Consider the following 17,084-nt stretch of genomic DNA (forward strand, 5'->3'; position numbering starts at 1 on the left):
AGAACTCCCTATAATGCGCCTCCACTGACCGGGAACAACGACTGACAAGCCGCCGGGTCAGCGAGAAGAAAGCGAAATAAACGCTTGACTCTCCGGGCGAAAAGCGTAGTATACGCAGCCCGCGCCGATGAGAATTATCTCCGGCGATGCTCTTTAACAATTTATCAGACAATCTGTGTGGGCACTCACAAGACGATATCCAGCATCCTCGGATGCAAAAAATATCAAGTCTTGAAGAGTGACTAACTGAAGTAAAATTCATGCAGTAAATCTTTGAGCAACAGCTATTAACTTAGCGAATCAAGCTTTTAATTGAAGAGTTTGATCATGGCTCAGATTGAACGCTGGCGGCAGGCCTAACACATGCAAGTCGAGCGGCAGCGGAAAGTAGCTTGCTACTTTGCCGGCGAGCGGCGGACGGGTGAGTAATGTCTGGGAAACTGCCCGATGGAGGGGATAACCACTGGAAACGGTGGCTAATACCGCATAACGTCTTCGGACCAAAGTGGGGGACCTTCGGGCCTCACACCATCGGATGTGCCCAGATGGGATTAGCTAGTAGGTGGGGTAATGGCTCACCTAGGCGACGATCCCTAGCTGGTCTGAGAGGATGACCAGCCACACTGGAACTGAGACACGGTCCAGACTCCTACGGGAGGCAGCAGTGGGGAATATTGCACAATGGGCGCAAGCCTGATGCAGCCATGCCGCGTGTGTGAAGAAGGCCTTCGGGTTGTAAAGCACTTTCAGCGAGGAGGAAGGGTAGTGTCTTAATACGGCACTACATTGACGTTACTCGCAGAAGAAGCACCGGCTAACTCCGTGCCAGCAGCCGCGGTAATACGGAGGGTGCAAGCGTTAATCGGAATTACTGGGCGTAAAGCGCACGCAGGCGGTTTGTTAAGTCAGATGTGAAATCCCCGAGCTTAACTTGGGAACTGCATTTGAAACTGGCAGACTAGAGTCTCGTAGAGGGGGGTAGAATTCCAGGTGTAGCGGTGAAATGCGTAGAGATCTGGAGGAATACCGGTGGCGAAGGCGGCCCCCTGGACGAAGACTGACGCTCAGGTGCGAAAGCGTGGGGAGCAAACAGGATTAGATACCCTGGTAGTCCACGCCGTAAACGATGTCGATTTGGAGGCTGTGCCCTTGAGGCGTGGCTTCCGGAGCTAACGCGTTAAATCGACCGCCTGGGGAGTACGGCCGCAAGGTTAAAACTCAAATGAATTGACGGGGCCCGCACAAGCGGTGGAGCATGTGGTTTAATTCGATGCAACGCGAAGAACCTTACCTACTCTTGACATCCAGAGAACTTAGCAGAGATGCTTTGGTGCCTTCGGGAACTCTGAGACAGGTGCTGCATGGCTGTCGTCAGCTCGTGTTGTGAAATGTTGGGTTAAGTCCCGCAACGAGCGCAACCCTTATCCTTTGTTGCCAGCGGTTCGGCCGGGAACTCAAAGGAGACTGCCAGTGATAAACTGGAGGAAGGTGGGGATGACGTCAAGTCATCATGGCCCTTACGAGTAGGGCTACACACGTGCTACAATGGCGTATACAAAGAGAAGCGAACCTGCGAAGGCAAGCGGACCTCATAAAGTACGTCGTAGTCCGGATTGGAGTCTGCAACTCGACTCCATGAAGTCGGAATCGCTAGTAATCGTAGATCAGAATGCTACGGTGAATACGTTCCCGGGCCTTGTACACACCGCCCGTCACACCATGGGAGTGGGTTGCAAAAGAAGTAGGTAGCTTAACCTTCGGGAGGGCGCTTACCACTTTGTGATTCATGACTGGGGTGAAGTCGTAACAAGGTAACCGTAGGGGAACCTGCGGTTGGATCACCTCCTTACCTAAAGATATCCTGACTGTGCAGTGTCCACACAGATTGTCTGATGAAAAGAACGAGCAAAGCGTCTGCGAAGCCGACATATATCGTGTCCCCTTCGTCTAGAGGCCTAGGACACCGCCCTTTCACGGCGGTAACAGGGGTTCGAATCCCCTAGGGGACGCCACTTGCTGATATCGGGTGAAAGACGGTATCAAACGATATCTCAAAACTGGCTTGCGAGTCATGTTTGAGATATTTGCTCTTTAACAATCTGGAACAAGCTGAAAATTGAAACATGGCAGCTGAAACTTGTCCCCCGTAGATGTTCGGGATGAGGAGTAACCTGTCATAGAGTCTCTCAAATGTAGCAACGCGACGATGTCGAAAGACACCTTCGGGTTGTGAGGTTAAGTGACTAAGCGTACACGGTGGATGCCTAGGCAGTCAGAGGCGATGAAGGGCGTGCTAATCTGCGAAAAGCGTCGGTAAGGTGATATGAACCGTTACACCCGACGATACCCGAATGGGGAAACCCAGTGTGTTTCGACACACTATCATGTCATGAATACATAGTGGCATGAGGCGAACCGGGGGAACTGAAACATCTAAGTACCCCGAGGAAAAGAAATCAACCGAGATTCCCCCAGTAGCGGCGAGCGAACGGGGAAGAGCCCAGAACCTGAATCGGCTTGTGTGTCAGTGGAAGCGTCTGGAAAGTCGCACAGTAAAGGGTGATAGTCCCGTACACGAAGATGCACAGGTCGTGAGTTCGATGAGTAGGGCGGGACACGTGTTATCCTGTCTGAATATGGGGGGACCATCCTCCAAGGCTAAATACTCCTGACTGACCGATAGTGAACCAGTACCGTGAGGGAAAGGCGAAAAGAACCCCGGCGAGGGGAGTGAAATAGAACCTGAAACCGTGTACGTACAAGCAGTGGGAGCACCTTCGTGGTGTGACTGCGTACCTTTTGTATAATGGGTCAGCGACTTATATTTTGTAGCAAGGTTAACCGAATAGGGGAGCCGTAGGGAAACCGAGTCTTAACTGGGCGTCTAGTTGCAAGGTATAGACCCGAAACCCGGTGATCTAGCCATGGGCAGGTTGAAGGTTGGGTAACACTAACTGGAGGACCGAACCGACTAATGTTGAAAAATTAGCGGATGACTTGTGGCTGGGGGTGAAAGGCCAATCAAACCGGGAGATAGCTGGTTCTCCCCGAAAGCTATTTAGGTAGCGCCTCGTGAACTCATCTTCGGGGGTAGAGCACTGTTTCGGCTAGGGGGCCATCCCGGCTTACCAAACCGATGCAAACTCCGAATACCGAAGAATGTTATCACGGGAGACACACGGCGGGTGCTAACGTCCGTCGTGAAGAGGGAAACAACCCAGACCGCCAGCTAAGGTCCCAAAGTCATGGTTAAGTGGGAAACGATGTGGGAAGGCACAGACAGCCAGGATGTTGGCTTAGAAGCAGCCATCATTTAAAGAAAGCGTAATAGCTCACTGGTCGAGTCGGCCTGCGCGGAAGATGTAACGGGGCTAAACCATGCACCGAAGCTGCGGCAGCGACGCTTATGCGTTGTTGGGTAGGGGAGCGTTCTGTAAGCCGTTGAAGGTGTGCTGCGAGGCATGCTGGAGGTATCAGAAGTGCGAATGCTGACATAAGTAACGATAATGCGGGTGAAAAACCCGCACGCCGGAAGACCAAGGGTTCCTGTCCAACGTTAATCGGGGCAGGGTGAGTCGACCCCTAAGGCGAGGCTGAAAAGCGTAGTCGATGGGAAACAGGTTAATATTCCTGTACTTGGTGTTACTGCGAAGGGGGGACGGAGAAGGCTAGGCTAGCCGAGCGACGGTTGTCTCGGTTTAAGCGTGTAGGGGGAGTGACCTGGTAAATCCGGTTGCTTGTTAACCCTGAGGCGTGATGACGATGCACTACGGTGCAGAAGTAGTTGATGCCAAGCTTCCAGGAAAAGCCTCTAAGCTCCAGGTAACACGAAATCGTACCCCAAACCGACACAGGTGGTCAGGTAGAGAATACCCAGGCGCTTGAGAGAACTCGGGTGAAGGAACTAGGCAAAATGGTGCCGTAACTTCGGGAGAAGGCACGCTGGCGCGTAGGTGAAGTCCCTTGCGGATGGAGCTGAAGCCAGTCGCAGATACCAGCTGGCTGCAACTGTTTAATAAAAACACAGCACTGTGCAAACACGAAAGTGGACGTATACGGTGTGACGCCTGCCCGGTGCCGGAAGGTTAATTGATGGGGTTATGGGTAACCAGAAGCTCTTGATCGAAGCCCCGGTAAACGGCGGCCGTAACTATAACGGTCCTAAGGTAGCGAAATTCCTTGTCGGGTAAGTTCCGACCTGCACGAATGGCGTAATGATGGCCAGGCTGTCTCCACCCGAGACTCAGTGAAATTGAACTCGCTGTGAAGATGCAGTGTACCCGCGGCAAGACGGAAAGACCCCGTGAACCTTTACTATAGCTTGACACTGAACATTGAGCCTTGATGTGTAGGATAGGTGGGAGGCTTTGAAGTGTGGACGCCAGTCTGCATGGAGCCAACCTTGAAATACCACCCTTTAATGTTTGATGTTCTAACTCGGCCCCCTAATCGGGGGTGAGGACAGTGTCTGGTGGGTAGTTTGACTGGGGCGGTCTCCTCCCAAAGAGTAACGGAGGAGCACGAAGGTTAGCTAATCACGGTCGGACATCGTGAGGTTAGTGCAAAGGCATAAGCTAGCTTGACTGCGAGAGTGACGGCTCGAGCAGGTGCGAAAGCAGGTCTTAGTGATCCGGTGGTTCTGAATGGAAGGGCCATCGCTCAACGGATAAAAGGTACTCCGGGGATAACAGGCTGATACCGCCCAAGAGTTCATATCGACGGCGGTGTTTGGCACCTCGATGTCGGCTCATCACATCCTGGGGCTGAAGTAGGTCCCAAGGGTATGGCTGTTCGCCATTTAAAGTGGTACGCGAGCTGGGTTTAGAACGTCGTGAGACAGTTCGGTCCCTATCTGCCGTGGGCGTTGGAAGATTGAGAGGGGTTGCTCCTAGTACGAGAGGACCGGAGTGAACGCACCACTGGTGTTCGGGTTGTCATGCCAATGGCATTGCCCGGTAGCTAAGTGCGGAAAAGATAAGCGCTGAAAGCATCTAAGCGCGAAACTTGCCTCAAGATGAGTCTTCCCTGGGCCTTTAAGGCCCCTGAAGGAACGTTTAAGACTAAGACGTTGATAGGCTGGGTGTGTAAGTGCAGCGATGCATTGAGCTAACCAGTACTAATGAACCGTGAGGCTTAACCTTACAACACCGAAGGTGTTTTAGAGACGGATGACAAAATCGTCGGGAACGATTTTGAACAACGCGGAGCGTTGGCCCCGAAGGGGTGAGTATCAGGATGATACGAATAATTTTCAGCGAAGTTCCGAGATTGGATTGACTGGCGACGTGGAAGCGTTGCGGGTTGATTGAAACAGAATTTGCCTGGCGGCAATAGCGCGGTGGTCCCACCTGACCCCATGCCGAACTCAGAAGTGAAACGCCGTAGCGCCGATGGTAGTGTGGGGTCTCCCCATGCGAGAGTAGGACACTGCCAGGCATCAAACAAAGTAAGAAGCCTCATGCGAAAGCATGAGGCTTTTTGCGTTTGGTCAGAAAAAATAAACCTGCAGGCAATCATTGCCTGCGGGTTTATTTATTCAGCCAGCTAACAATAAAATCGGCAATTCTCGCCGGATCGTTGATATCAAGTTGGGCGCCGGCAAAATCCAACGTACGATCGCCGGCCACTGCAATCACATAGTTATCCTGGATATCTTCGAACGGTTGACCTATTTCGTCACGGTAGAGGATGATTTTACTTATTGGCTCATGTTTAAAGCCTTCAACCAAAATGAGATCGACATTATTGTGATCGAAGCGGCTTGCCAGATAGTGAAGGTCGAGCGGTCGTTGTTCCGGCGTTTCCGTCATCAGCGCCCAGCGGCGATCGCTGGCAACCAGGGTTTGATCGGCCCCCGCCTTACGGAGTTCATAACTGTCCTTTCCTGGCGTATCGATATCCATATCATGATGGGTATGCTTTATCAGCCCGACCCTGATGCGTTTTTCTCGCAGCAGCGGGATTAGCTGCTTGAGTAGCGTGGTCTTGCCGGTGCCACTATAAGCGGCAATCGCCAGCAGCGGCGTGGTGAACTTAGTCATTGCTGAGCCCCTTCTCCTGCTGCCAGCGCCGGCAGTCATCGGGAGTATTCAGGTTCTGAAAGGCATGAGATCGATCGTTGAATACCACCTGCTTGGCGGCAACCTCTTTGAGGAACAGCATCAGCTTACGTTCTCCCCGCGCTAAATACTCGGCCAAATGCGGCGCCAGGCTTGCATGCAGCAACGCCAGCGTTGGGTGTGCGCGCTCACCGTCGCTGGCATAGGCCGCTAATGCCTGTTGCTTGCCTTGCCATAACGTCTCAACCAGCGTGAGCGGTAAATCGGGCACGTCGCAGGGGACAAAGGCCACCCAGTCGGTTTTTGCCGACCGTAAGCCGGCCAGCATGCCAGCCAGCGGCCCGGCGAAATCTGTCGTCAGATCGCCGACCACCGGCAAACCGCTCTGTTGGTAAACTGCCTGATTACGATTAGCGCTGATGATAACGGCACCAACCTGTGGCGCCAGACGTGCGAGCGCATAGCGATAAAGCGGGAGTCCGCCAAGCGAGATTAATCCCTTATCTTCCCCTCCCATACGTGTGGCTCTGCCGCCTGCCAGAATTACTCCAGTTATATCTGTGTGCATAACACCATTCCTTCTTGAAGCCTGCGCCCTGATTGTAGCGCTAAAGCCACCCGGACATCAGGATTTACCTTTATTGACAAGCTGTTCCTTTCCCTGTGCTGACAAGCCTGCTACTTTGTGGGTTTATTAACTTCATTGGACGAATGAGTATGAAAACGCATCGCGTGGATGAATTGATTGAGCTATTGCATCCGGCCTGGCAGGAACAGCCCGACCTCAATCTGATGCAGTTTCTGCAAAAACTGGCGCAGGAAGCGGGTTTCCAGGGCAATTTGGCCGAGTTAAGCGATGATATTTTAATTTATCATCTGAAAATGCGCGGCAGCGCCGCGACGGAACAGATCCCCGGCCTGAAAAAAGACTACGAAGAAGATTTCAAAACGGCATTATTGCGCGCTCGCGGCGTGATTAAGGACTAGCTTTGCTGCGGTGCAGGGGCATCTGATGCTACTATTTTTCATTCCCGTCCCCCGTGCTGTCATCAGGCTAAAATGAATGTTGTTATGAACGATTCTGCGTTTAATTTTGATACCCTTTCTCCCGATCTGATTATGGCCGCATTAGAAGGGGTTGGTCTGCGCGTTGATTCCGGGCTGACGGCGCTCAACAGTTATGAAAACCGCGTTTATCAGTTTACCGATGAAGAACGTCGTCGCTATGTGGTGAAGTTTTATCGTCCCGAGCGCTGGAACGCCGCGCAGATAGAGGAAGAGCATCAGTTCTCGCTCGACCTGGCCAATGCCGAAGTGCCTGCGGTTGCACCGTTACGGCTGCAGGGGAAAACGTTACAGAGCTTCGGTGGCTTCTATTTTACCGTTTTCCCCAGCGTCGGCGGACGGCAGTATGAGATAGATAATCTCGATCAGCTGGAATGGGTAGGCCGCTTTTTGGGGCGCATCCACCAAACCGGTCGAGAAAAGCTGTTTGCCGAGCGTCCGACTATCGGTATTGAGGAGTACCTCACCGCCCCCAGAGAGATTCTGGCGAGCTGTGATTTGGTGCCGGCGGCACAGCGAGAGGCCTTCCTTGGCGCGACGGATACGTTGATTCAGGCTATTAAGCAGAGTTGGCACCTGGACTGGCAACCGCTGCGTTTGCACGGTGATTGCCATCCGGGCAATATCCTGTGGCGCGATGGCCCGCTGTTCGTCGATCTTGACGATGCGCGCAATGGTCCTGCGGTGCAGGATCTTTGGATGCTGCTGCACGGTGAGCGTAGCGAGCAGCTGTTGCAGTTGGATATATTGTTAGAAGCCTATGGCGAGTTTGCCGAGTTCGATCGACGTGAACTGGCGCTGATTGAGCCGCTACGTGCGATGCGCATGGTGTATTACCTGGCATGGGTGGCGCGTCGCTGGCAGGATCCTGCATTCCCAAGAAGTTTTCCGTGGATGGCGGAGTCTGATTTCTGGTTGTCTCAGACCGCGACATTTACTGAACAGGCTAAGCTGCTACAGGAACCTCCTCTGCAGTTGATGCCGATGTATTGAAGATTTAACACAATGGAGAGTTTAGTCTTATGAAAAAGATTTGGTTGGCGCTCGTTGGTATGGTTATGGCGTTTAGCGCCTCCGCCGCGCAGTTTAGCGATGGTACCCAGTATGTGACCCTGGATAAGCCGGTAACCGGCGAGCCGCAGGTGCTGGAGTTCTTCTCGTTCTACTGCCCGCACTGCTACCAGTTTGAAGAGGTTTACCATGTTTCAGACGCGGTGAAAAAAGCGCTGCCGGCGGGCACCAAAATGACCAAGTACCACGTTGAGTTCCTGGGCCCGCTGGGCAAACAGCTGACTCAGGCATGGGCCGTGGCGATGGCGCTGGGCGTGGAAGACAAGATCACCCAGCCAATGTTTGAAGCGGTACAGAAAACTCAAACCGTGCAGACGCCGGACGATATTCGCAACGTGTTTGTGAAGGCGGGCGTGAAGGCAGAGGACTATGACGCGGCGCTGAACAGCTTTGTGGTGAAGTCTTTGGTCGTTCAGCAGGAAAAAGCTGCGGAAGATCTGCAGCTGCGCGGTGTGCCAGCGGTATTTGTTAACGGTAAATACATGGTTAAGAACGACGGTCTGGATACCAGCTCAATGGATGCATACGTGAAGCAGTTTGCTGACGTGGTTAAATTCCTGAGCGAAAAGAAATAACCTTTCCTTAATCCGAACGTTGCAACGCCGGTCATTGACCGGCGTTTTTCGTTTGGCGTTTTAGCTTATCCAATAAGCGGTCTTTTTCCTGCCAGAGCGTATTTAGCCAGAGCTGGAATTGCCGTTTATATTGTTTATCGTTGAAGTAATCGCCATGCAGGCTTTCATCGATAGGCAAGGTTTCAATGCGCACCACGATCCGCTTCAGACGTCCGCAGAGCATGTCCAGAAACGGACGTTCGCTGTTATCCGGATAGTGCAGCGTAACGTTGAGTACTTTGTCGAACTGGCTGCCCAGTGCGCTGAGGGTAAAGGCGATGCCGGCGGCCTTTGGCGCCAGTAAATTGCGATAGGGCGAATTGGTTTTAATTTTTTTCGCTTCGGTAAAGCGGGATCCTTCCACGAAATTGACGATGGTAGTCGGCCGCAGGCGAAACTTTTCGCAAGAGCGGCGGGTGGTTTCGATATCCTGGCCGCGTTTTTCCGGGTGCTTAAGTAAATAAGCGCGTGAATAGCGTTTCATAAATGGCATATCCAGCGCCCAGCAGGCCAGGCCGACAAAAGGCACCCAGGCGAGCTGCTGCTTAAGAAAGTATTTATTCATCGGGGCATGATTGCGAAATAGCACACACAGCACGACGATATCTGACCAGCTTTCATGGTTGCTGATCAGCAGATACCAGTTCTTGCGGCTTAATCCTTCTAACCCTTCAATATCCCAGCTAAGCTGCGGGTTGATGCGTAGCAGCAGAGCCAGCCCCTGGCACCAACACCACATCATAAAATCTGCAAAGGCGGAAATGCCCCGCCAGATCGCCGGTACGGGAACCAATAGTTTTACAATACCGGCCAGCGTGATGGGAATGGAACACAATACCGTCAACAGGATGGTCAATAAGGTAGAAATAATAAAAATAACAGGGGCTAACAATCTTGGCATGGTTATCGGTTGACGGTTGGTTGGAGACAGCGTTGCAGGCATACCATACGCTTCCGCGCGTGAAGGGCGCATTTTAGCAGAAACAGGGGGAGGAAAGCGCCCACAAAGCGTAACTGTTTTCTTTGGCGCCATGCGGGGTTCGCCTTCGCTGCGTTTTTTATGGTCACAATTTGCTGAATTTTCGTGCAACCTTTCCAGATTGTGCTAGGGTAATTGAGGCGCCGAATTTGATTAACGGCGTGCGAAACTACACGTGTAACTTATATCCACAAATCTCAAAAAATGAAAATTATGGCGGCTAAGCGATGCTTACCATAAAACGCCATGATTTTATTGACTTTTTTATTTGTTATTATAACAACTAACCCATTGTTATAATTCATTCTCTTTTCTATGCACAAAGTTATCCACAGGAAAGATCCTGCGGATCGCTTTGCAAGAGGCGATCATTTTTCATCGTAATGCGCGCTAAGGATCGTCTCCGACGGCTAGCTATGGCATCCTTACCGTAAGTCCATCATCAAAAAGAAACGCTATGGCCCAGATTGCTGAAAACCCTTTGATCCTGGTAGATGGTTCCTCTTACCTCTATCGTGCCTATCATGCCTTCCCGCCGCTGACTAACTCTGCCGGTGAACCGACCGGCGCCATGTACGGCGTGCTGAATATGTTGCGTAGCCTGCTGCAGCAGTACGCGCCAACCCATGTGGCGGTAGTGTTCGATGCCAAAGGCAAAACTTTCCGCGATGAATTGTTCGCGGAGTACAAGTCCCACCGTCCGCCAATGCCTGACGATCTGCGTGCGCAGATCGAACCTTTACACCGCATGGTCAAGGCGATGGGGCTGCCGCTGCTGGTGACGCCGGGCGTTGAGGCTGATGATGTCATAGGCACGCTGGCGCTGCAGGCGGAAAAAGCCGGCCATGCCGTTTTGATCAGCACCGGCGATAAAGATATGGCGCAGCTGGTGACGCCAAACGTTACGCTGATCAACACCATGAACAACACTATTCTGGGGCCGCAGGAAGTGTGTGATAAATACGGCATTCCGCCGGAATTGATCATTGATTTCCTGGCGCTGATGGGCGATTCCTCCGATAACATCCCCGGCGTACCGGGCGTGGGTGAGAAAACAGCACAGGCGCTGCTGCAAGGGCTGGGCGGGCTGGATACGCTGTATGCCAATCTGGACAGCATTGCGGCCCTGAGTTTCCGCGGCGCCAAAACCATGGCCGCCAAGCTGGAACAGAACAAAGAGGTGGCCTACCTCTCCTATCAGCTGGCGACCATCAAAACCGATGTTGAGCTGGAGGTGGGCTGCAGCGAACTGAACGTCTTGCCGCCGGATGTCGATCAGCTGCATCAGCTGTTCAAACAGTATGAGTTTAAGCGTTGGCTGGCGGACGTTGAGTCCGGCACCTGGCTGCAGGGTAAAAAAGGCGGCGCCAAGGCAGCCAGCGCGGCAAAATCATCCGGCGCAGCGGCGGAGACGCCAAAAGCCGCGGTGGAAGCCAAACTGTCACAGGATGGCTATGTCACCATCCTGGATGAAAAAACGTTTGCCGAATGGCTGGAACGGCTGAAAAAAGCCGAGCTGTTCGCCTTCGATACCGAAACCGATGGCCTGGATACGCAGAGTGCGAACCTGATTGGCCTGTCGTTCGCGATTGAGCCCGGCATTGCCGCTTATCTGCCGGTGGCACATGACTATCTGGATGCGCCGGAGCAGCTGGATCGCGCTTATGTGCTGGAAACGCTAAAGCCGCTGCTGGAAGATGAGAAAGCGCTGAAAGTCGGTCAGAACCTGAAGTTCGACAAGAGCCTGCTGGCGCGGTATGACATCAATCTGCGCGGTATCGCTTATGACACCATGCTGGAATCCTACGTACTGGACAGCGTCGGCGGCCGTCATGATATGGACAGCCTGGCCGATCGCTATCTCGACCATAAAACCGTCACCTTTGAAGAGATTGCCGGCAAAGGCAAGAATCAGCTGACATTCAATCAGATTGCATTGGAGCAGGCGGCACCGTACGCGGCAGAAGATGCGGATGTCACCCTGCAGCTGCATTTGGCCATGTGGCCGAAGCTGAAAGAGAGTGACGGCCAGCGCAAAGTGTTCAGCGAGATTGAGATGCCGCTACTGCCGGTGCTTTCCCGTATCGAGCGTACCGGCGTGCTGATCGATCAGCATATTCTGGCGACCCATTCACAGGAACTGACCAAGCGGCTGGCCGAGCTGGAAACGCAGGCGCACGAGCTGGCGGAAGAGCCGTTTAACCTGGCATCGACCAAGCAGCTGCAGGCGATTTTGTATGAGAAGCAAAAGCTGCCGGTGTTGAAAAAGACGCCGGGGGGCGCGCCGTCGACCAATGAGGAAGTGCTGGCCGAGCTGGCGCTGGACTACCCGCTGCCAAAAGTGATTCTGGAATATCGCGGACTGGCGAAGCTGAAGTCCACCTATACCGACAAGCTGCCGCAGATGATCAATCCGGTCAGCGGCCGGGTGCATACGTCATATCATCAGGCGGTGACCGCTACCGGCCGGCTGTCATCAAGCGATCCGAACCTGCAGAACATCCCGGTGCGTAATGAGGAAGGGCGGCGTATTCGCCAGGCGTTTATCGCGCCGAAGGGATACCGCATTCTGGCTGCCGACTACTCACAGATTGAGCTGCGCATTATGGCGCATCTGTCGCAGGATGAGGGGCTGCTGAAAGCCTTTGCCGCCGGTGAGGACATTCACCGGGCTACGGCTGCTGAAGTCTTTGGCGTGCCGTTGGATAAGGTCACCGGTGAACAGCGCCGCAGCGCCAAGGCGATCAACTTCGGCCTGATCTACGGCATGAGCGCCTTTGGTCTGGCGCGCCAACTGGGGATTCCGCGTAATGAAGCGCAGCGCTATATGGATCTCTATTTTGAGCGCTATCCTGGCGTGCTGGATTATATGGAGCGTACGCGTCAGCAGGCTTCCGAGCAGGGGTTCGTCAGCACGCTGGATGGCCGCCGGCTCTATCTGCCGGATGTGCGTTCCAGCAACGGTATGCGCCGTAAGGCAGCGGAGCGTGCGGCGATCAATGCGCCGATGCAGGGCACTGCGGCCGATATCATCAAACGCGCGATGATTGCCGTGGATAGCTGGCTGCTGGAACAGAAGGAACCGCTGGTGCGCATGATTATGCAGGTGCACGATGAACTGGTGTTTGAAGTACACGAGTCGGTGCTGGAAGAAGCCAGCCAGCGCATTCGCGACCTGATGGAAAGTAGCATGACGCTGGCGGTGCCGCTAAAAGTGGACGTAGGCACCGGGAATAACTGGGAAGAAGCGCATTAATTACGCAACTGTCCGAACGTTACGCTAAACGGCGAAAAACCCAGCTATTTTCGTAATTTAGCTACATTATACGGCGATTGTTTCCGCAACATCGCCGTTATTCCCCCCTTCTTGCTGTAACTAAACTACAGAAAATTCTTTTGCCTCGTGAAAAAATGATGTAAAGTTACAGGCGTAGGGTACAGAGGTAAGATGTTCTATCTTTCAGACCTTTTACTTCACGTAATCGGATTTGGCTGAATATTAGCCGCCCCAGTCAGTATTGACTGGGGCGTTTTTTATTGTAAAAACAGAATATTAACCGATTTATGGTGTTGCCTCTCCGCGGAGTTCCCCGACTATTGCCTCTCACTGGCCGCCATGTTTCTGCCATATCGTCATAACTTTTTCTGATGATTTTTGGTCAGATCTGTAATTAGATAACAAAACCTTCTGACGCGATCAAAAAAGGGCCCGCTGACGGACCCTTGTTATCATGTGGCCTGCGGTGTTACTCGCCGCCGATATCGTCTTCTTCCGGCAGAACTTCCGGCGGGATTTCGTTGAACCAGGTGTTCAGTTTCTGGCTCAGCTTATCGACGCCCAGTTTTTTCAGTGAAGAGAACGGCTCGACCTGAACATCGCCCATAAATGCCAGTACTGCCTCACGCACCATGTTGACCTGTGCTTTGCGCGCGCCGGAAGCCAGCTTGTCGGCTTTGGTCAGCAGCACCAGAACCGGTGTACCGACATCCACCGCCCACTGAATCATTTGCTGGTCGAGATCTTTGAGCGGATGGCGGATATCCATCAGCACGACCAGCCCTTTCAGGCTATTGCGCATTTGCAGGTATTCACCCAGCGCACGCTGCCATTTGCGCTTCATCTCTTCCGGCACCTCGGCGTAACCATAACCCGGCAGGTCGACCAGACGGATTCCGTCTTCTACTTCAAACAGGTTGATAAGCTGGGTGCGTCCCGGGGTTTTACTGGTGCGCGCCAGGCCCTTCTGGTTAGTCAGCGTATTCAGCGCGCTGGACTTGCCGGCGTTAGAGCGGCCGGCGAATGCCACTTCGATCCCTGCATCCGGCGGCAGATGACGGATGTCGGGCGCACTGGTGACGAAATGGGTCATGTGGTAGTTGTAATTTTTGCTGGTCAAAATGTTTCGTCTCCAAGTGAAGAAGGGCTTTCTGGTGGGCGATTATAACTGCATCAGCGTGAAAAAGGGGCGCTTTCTCCGATTTTCAGCCCCAGAGCGATAATTTTCCGTTGGGAAAACCGCATCGGCGTGTAAGACATTTGCCATTCCAATAGGGGGATATGTCGCTTTATTTATCGGCTATAAACTTATATTTTCTTAAAAAACAAACAATTGTTTTTTGCTGGGTGTAAATAGTCCGCCTAATGCGCGGTGAGTACCTTGAGCGCGGGCGTAATCCGCGTAAAGTAGCGCCCAACGCAGGATGTGAAGGAATCGGGAACGTTCAGGATGAGCGAAAAACCTCAGGGAGCGCACAGGAAGTGCGATGAGTGACAGGATGACTTCAAACGGCGTTGGCTTGTTCGCTTAGGATTAGTGAACGACACAAGGATGGTGAAGTATTAGCAGTCGGATGCTCGCGGGACGCGCGCTCAGGATGAGCGGATACGAAAGGATTGCGTACAGGGATGATTTTTCTTTCCAGGATGAAAGGCTAAATTGCAGGGAATGCGCTGATAGCAGAAGGAAAAACCGGGATGTTGAGTGTGCGCATGGAGTGCGTAGCAGGAATATCCTTCGTATGAAGGTATGAAATAGGCGACAGGTTTAACCTGTCGCCTTTTTTATTTGTCTGCTTTCTGCTAGATTCCGCCGCAATTCTATACTGAATCTACATACACCTAAGAGCATATGCCATGAACCAGTCATCAAAAGCGCCCCGCGGCAAAGCGGCGACGTCAAAAGCGAAAAAGAAAAGTCGTGTTGAGCTTGATATGGAAGCTCGCGAGCGTAAGCGCCTGAAAAAGCGCCGTGGCCATGCTTCCGGTTCACGCACCCAGGTTGAAAATGCTAAGCAAAAGAAATCAGGAGCCGGGGATGTGAAAGATCCGCGCATCGGCAGCAAAACGCCGGTGCCGTTGCTGGTGGAAGCGCAAGCCAACGTCAAACCGCAGACTAAGCCCAAGGCCGAAGTGAAGCCGCGTCTGTCGCCGGAAGAAGAGCTGGCGAAGCTGGAAAATGATGAGCGTCTGGATGCGCTGTTGGATCGCATCGACGATGGCGACAAGCTGACCGGCGAAGAGCAGGCTTATGTCGATCAAACGCTGGACCGCATCGATGCGCTGATGGCGCAGCTGGGCATCGAGCTGGGCGACGATGACGATGACATCGATGAAGAAGAGGAAAAGCAGGAAGATATCCTGAAACTGCTGAAAAGCGGCGGTCCGAAAAACGCGCGCTAACCGGTTATGTGGCCAATTCTGCTAATAGCCCTACTGTTAACATGTTATCTGCTGTGGTTATTCGGTAAACTATGGCGGCTGTCGAGGCGCAAAGCGCGCCTTCGCAGCGCTTCCGTGGCCAGACAGCAACGACAATTGCCCATTTCCCGGCCCGGCAGAAAACGTAAACCCAAGGGGTTCTGAGCCGTGGCGTCCGTCGCCTGCTACACCTTGGGGCGATCGGAAGGAGTGAGCAATGTCAGAACAGGCTATCGTCTGGGATTTGGCCCTGATCCAAAAATATAACTATTCAGGCCCGCGTTATACCTCATACCCAACCGCTTTGGAGTTCAACCAAAGCTACGATGAGGCAGCATTCCAACGTGCCGCCGGGCGCTATCCCGAGCGGCCGCTGTCGTTATATGTCCATATCCCGTTTTGCCACAAGCTGTGCTACTTCTGCGGCTGCAACAAGCAGGTGACGCGTCAGACGCATAAGGCGGATGACTATCTGGCGGTGTTGGCGCAGGAAATCGCCGCCCGGGCGCCGCTGTTTGCCGGGCGTCAGGTCAGCCAGATGCATTGGGGCGGCGGTACGCCGACCTACCTGAGTAAAACGCAGATTAGCCGGCTGGTGGCTATGCTGCGCCAGCATTTTGATTTCCTGCCGCAGGCTGAAATGTCGATCGAAGTCGATCCGCGTGAAATCGAGCTGGACGTGCTCGATCACCTGCGCGCTGAAGGTTTTAACCGCCTGAGCATGGGGGTGCAGGACTTCAACAAAGAAGTGCAGCAGCTGGTCAACCGTGAACAGGATGAGGCGTTCATTTTTGCGTTGATTGAGCGCGCCAAAGCGTTGGGCTTTCACTCCACCAATATCGACCTGATTTACGGCCTGCCGAAGCAGACGCCGGAGAGCTTTGCCTTCACCCTTGAGCGGGTTGCCGAACTGAACCCGGACCGGCTCAGCGTGTTTAACTACGCCCATTTGCCGAGCCTGTTTGCCGCCCAGCGCAAGATCAAAGAGGCCGATCTGCCCAGCGCGCAGCAAAAGCTGGATATCCTGCAGCAGACCATCGCCTTGCTGACCGACGCCGGCTATCAGTTTATCGGCATGGATCATTTCGCCCGTCCGGACGATGAGCTGGCGGTGGCGCAGCGCGAAGGGAAGCTGCACCGTAATTTTCAGGGCTACACCACCCAGGGCGACAGCGACCTGCTGGGGCTGGGCGTGTCGGCCATCAGCATGCTTGGGGACAGCTACGCGCAGAACCAGAAGGCGCTGAAAGCGTACTATCACAGCGTCGAACAGCAGGGAAATGCGCTGTGGCGCGGGCTGACGATGAGCGAAGACGACTGCCTGCGTCGCGAGGTGATCAAAACGCTGATCTGCAACTTCCAGCTGAACTACCGGTCGGTTGAGCAGCAGTACGGTATTAACTTCGTTGATTATTTTGCTGAGGATCTGCAGCTGCTGGCGCCATTCGAACACGACGGGCTGGTGGAGCGGGATGAGCAGGGTATACGCGTGACGCCGCAGGGACGCTTGCTGATACGCAATATCTGCATGTGTTTTGATATCTATTTGCGCAAGCAGGCGCGCGCGCAGCAGTTCTCCCGGGTGATCTGACGGCGTT

Annotated in this window: 10 protein-coding genes, 1 tRNA gene and 3 rRNA genes; 10 read left to right on the forward strand and 4 right to left on the reverse strand. The window is 53.4% G+C overall.

Going from position 1 to position 17,084, the window contains the following annotated elements; all coding sequences use genetic code 11:
* The first annotated feature begins 309 nt into the window (after positions 1–309).
* The 4 genes from HF675_RS00005 to rrf all read left to right on the forward strand — a co-directional run bounded on the left by HF675_RS00005 (position 310) and on the right by rrf (position 5,436).
* A 16S ribosomal RNA gene (locus tag HF675_RS00005) occupies positions 310–1,849 on the forward strand.
* An 87-nt stretch (positions 1,850–1,936) separates the two neighbouring features.
* Positions 1,937–2,012 (forward strand) — tRNA-Glu (locus HF675_RS00010).
* 221 nt (positions 2,013–2,233) lie between these two features.
* A 23S ribosomal RNA gene (locus HF675_RS00015) occupies positions 2,234–5,141 on the forward strand.
* 179 nt (positions 5,142–5,320) lie between these two features.
* Positions 5,321–5,436 (forward strand): 5S ribosomal RNA (rrf, locus tag HF675_RS00020).
* The 16S, 23S and 5S rRNA genes sit together here with 1 tRNA gene alongside, the layout of an rRNA operon.
* A gap of 92 nt (positions 5,437–5,528) precedes the next feature.
* On the opposite strand, the gene mobB is transcribed toward rrf, so the two are convergent.
* Both mobB and mobA read right to left on the reverse strand, forming a co-directional pair.
* Positions 5,529–6,041, reverse strand: a complete 513-nt coding sequence (gene mobB / locus HF675_RS00025; RefSeq protein ID WP_187043869.1) for a molybdopterin-guanine dinucleotide biosynthesis protein MobB — start codon at positions 6,039–6,041, stop codon at positions 5,529–5,531.
* Complete coding sequence (gene mobA, locus HF675_RS00030; protein WP_187043870.1) at positions 6,034–6,627, reverse strand: molybdenum cofactor guanylyltransferase MobA; 594 nt, start codon at positions 6,625–6,627, stop codon at positions 6,034–6,036. The genes mobB and mobA overlap by 8 nt, the downstream gene beginning before the upstream one ends.
* Positions 6,628–6,776: 149 nt before the next feature.
* On the opposite strand from mobA, the gene HF675_RS00035 reads away from it, so the two are divergent.
* The 3 genes from HF675_RS00035 to dsbA all read left to right on the forward strand — a co-directional run bounded on the left by HF675_RS00035 (position 6,777) and on the right by dsbA (position 8,770).
* Positions 6,777–7,046: a YihD family protein gene (locus HF675_RS00035; RefSeq protein ID WP_105233121.1), complete on the forward strand. Its 270-nt coding sequence runs from the start codon at positions 6,777–6,779 to the stop codon at positions 7,044–7,046.
* An 84-nt stretch (positions 7,047–7,130) separates the two neighbouring features.
* Positions 7,131–8,117, forward strand: coding sequence for a serine/threonine protein kinase (locus HF675_RS00040; protein WP_187043871.1), 987 nt, complete (start codon positions 7,131–7,133; stop codon positions 8,115–8,117).
* A gap of 29 nt (positions 8,118–8,146) precedes the next feature.
* Positions 8,147–8,770, forward strand: a complete 624-nt coding sequence (gene dsbA / locus HF675_RS00045) for a thiol:disulfide interchange protein DsbA (RefSeq protein ID WP_015962409.1) — start codon at positions 8,147–8,149, stop codon at positions 8,768–8,770.
* A gap of 31 nt (positions 8,771–8,801) precedes the next feature.
* On the opposite strand, the gene HF675_RS00050 is transcribed toward dsbA, so the two are convergent.
* Positions 8,802–9,710: an acyltransferase gene (locus tag HF675_RS00050; protein WP_105233119.1), complete on the reverse strand. Its 909-nt coding sequence runs from the start codon at positions 9,708–9,710 to the stop codon at positions 8,802–8,804.
* A gap of 535 nt (positions 9,711–10,245) precedes the next feature.
* Between HF675_RS00050 and polA the strand changes: the two genes are divergently transcribed.
* Entirely contained in the window at positions 10,246–13,044 is a 2,799-nt protein-coding gene (gene polA, locus HF675_RS00055) for a DNA polymerase I (RefSeq protein WP_187043872.1), read from the forward strand.
* A 490-nt stretch (positions 13,045–13,534) separates the two neighbouring features.
* Here the strand turns inward: polA and yihA are convergent, their stop codons facing one another.
* Complete coding sequence (gene yihA / locus HF675_RS00060) at positions 13,535–14,185, reverse strand: ribosome biogenesis GTP-binding protein YihA/YsxC (RefSeq protein WP_105233117.1); 651 nt, start codon at positions 14,183–14,185, stop codon at positions 13,535–13,537.
* Positions 14,186–14,922: 737 nt separating this feature from the next.
* On the opposite strand from yihA, the gene yihI reads away from it, so the two are divergent.
* Positions 14,923–15,468: a Der GTPase-activating protein YihI gene (gene yihI, locus HF675_RS00065; RefSeq protein ID WP_105233116.1), complete on the forward strand. Its 546-nt coding sequence runs from the start codon at positions 14,923–14,925 to the stop codon at positions 15,466–15,468.
* 235 nt (positions 15,469–15,703) lie between these two features.
* On the forward strand, positions 15,704–17,077 hold the full coding sequence (hemN, locus tag HF675_RS00070) for an oxygen-independent coproporphyrinogen III oxidase (protein ID WP_187043873.1): 1,374 nt from the start codon (positions 15,704–15,706) through the stop codon (positions 17,075–17,077).
* Positions 17,078–17,084: the final 7 nt, after the last annotated feature.

It is taken from the genome of Serratia sp. JUb9 (genome assembly GCF_014298095.1).
GTDB classification, from domain to species: Bacteria; Pseudomonadota; Gammaproteobacteria; order Enterobacterales; family Enterobacteriaceae; genus Serratia_B; species Serratia_B rhizosphaerae.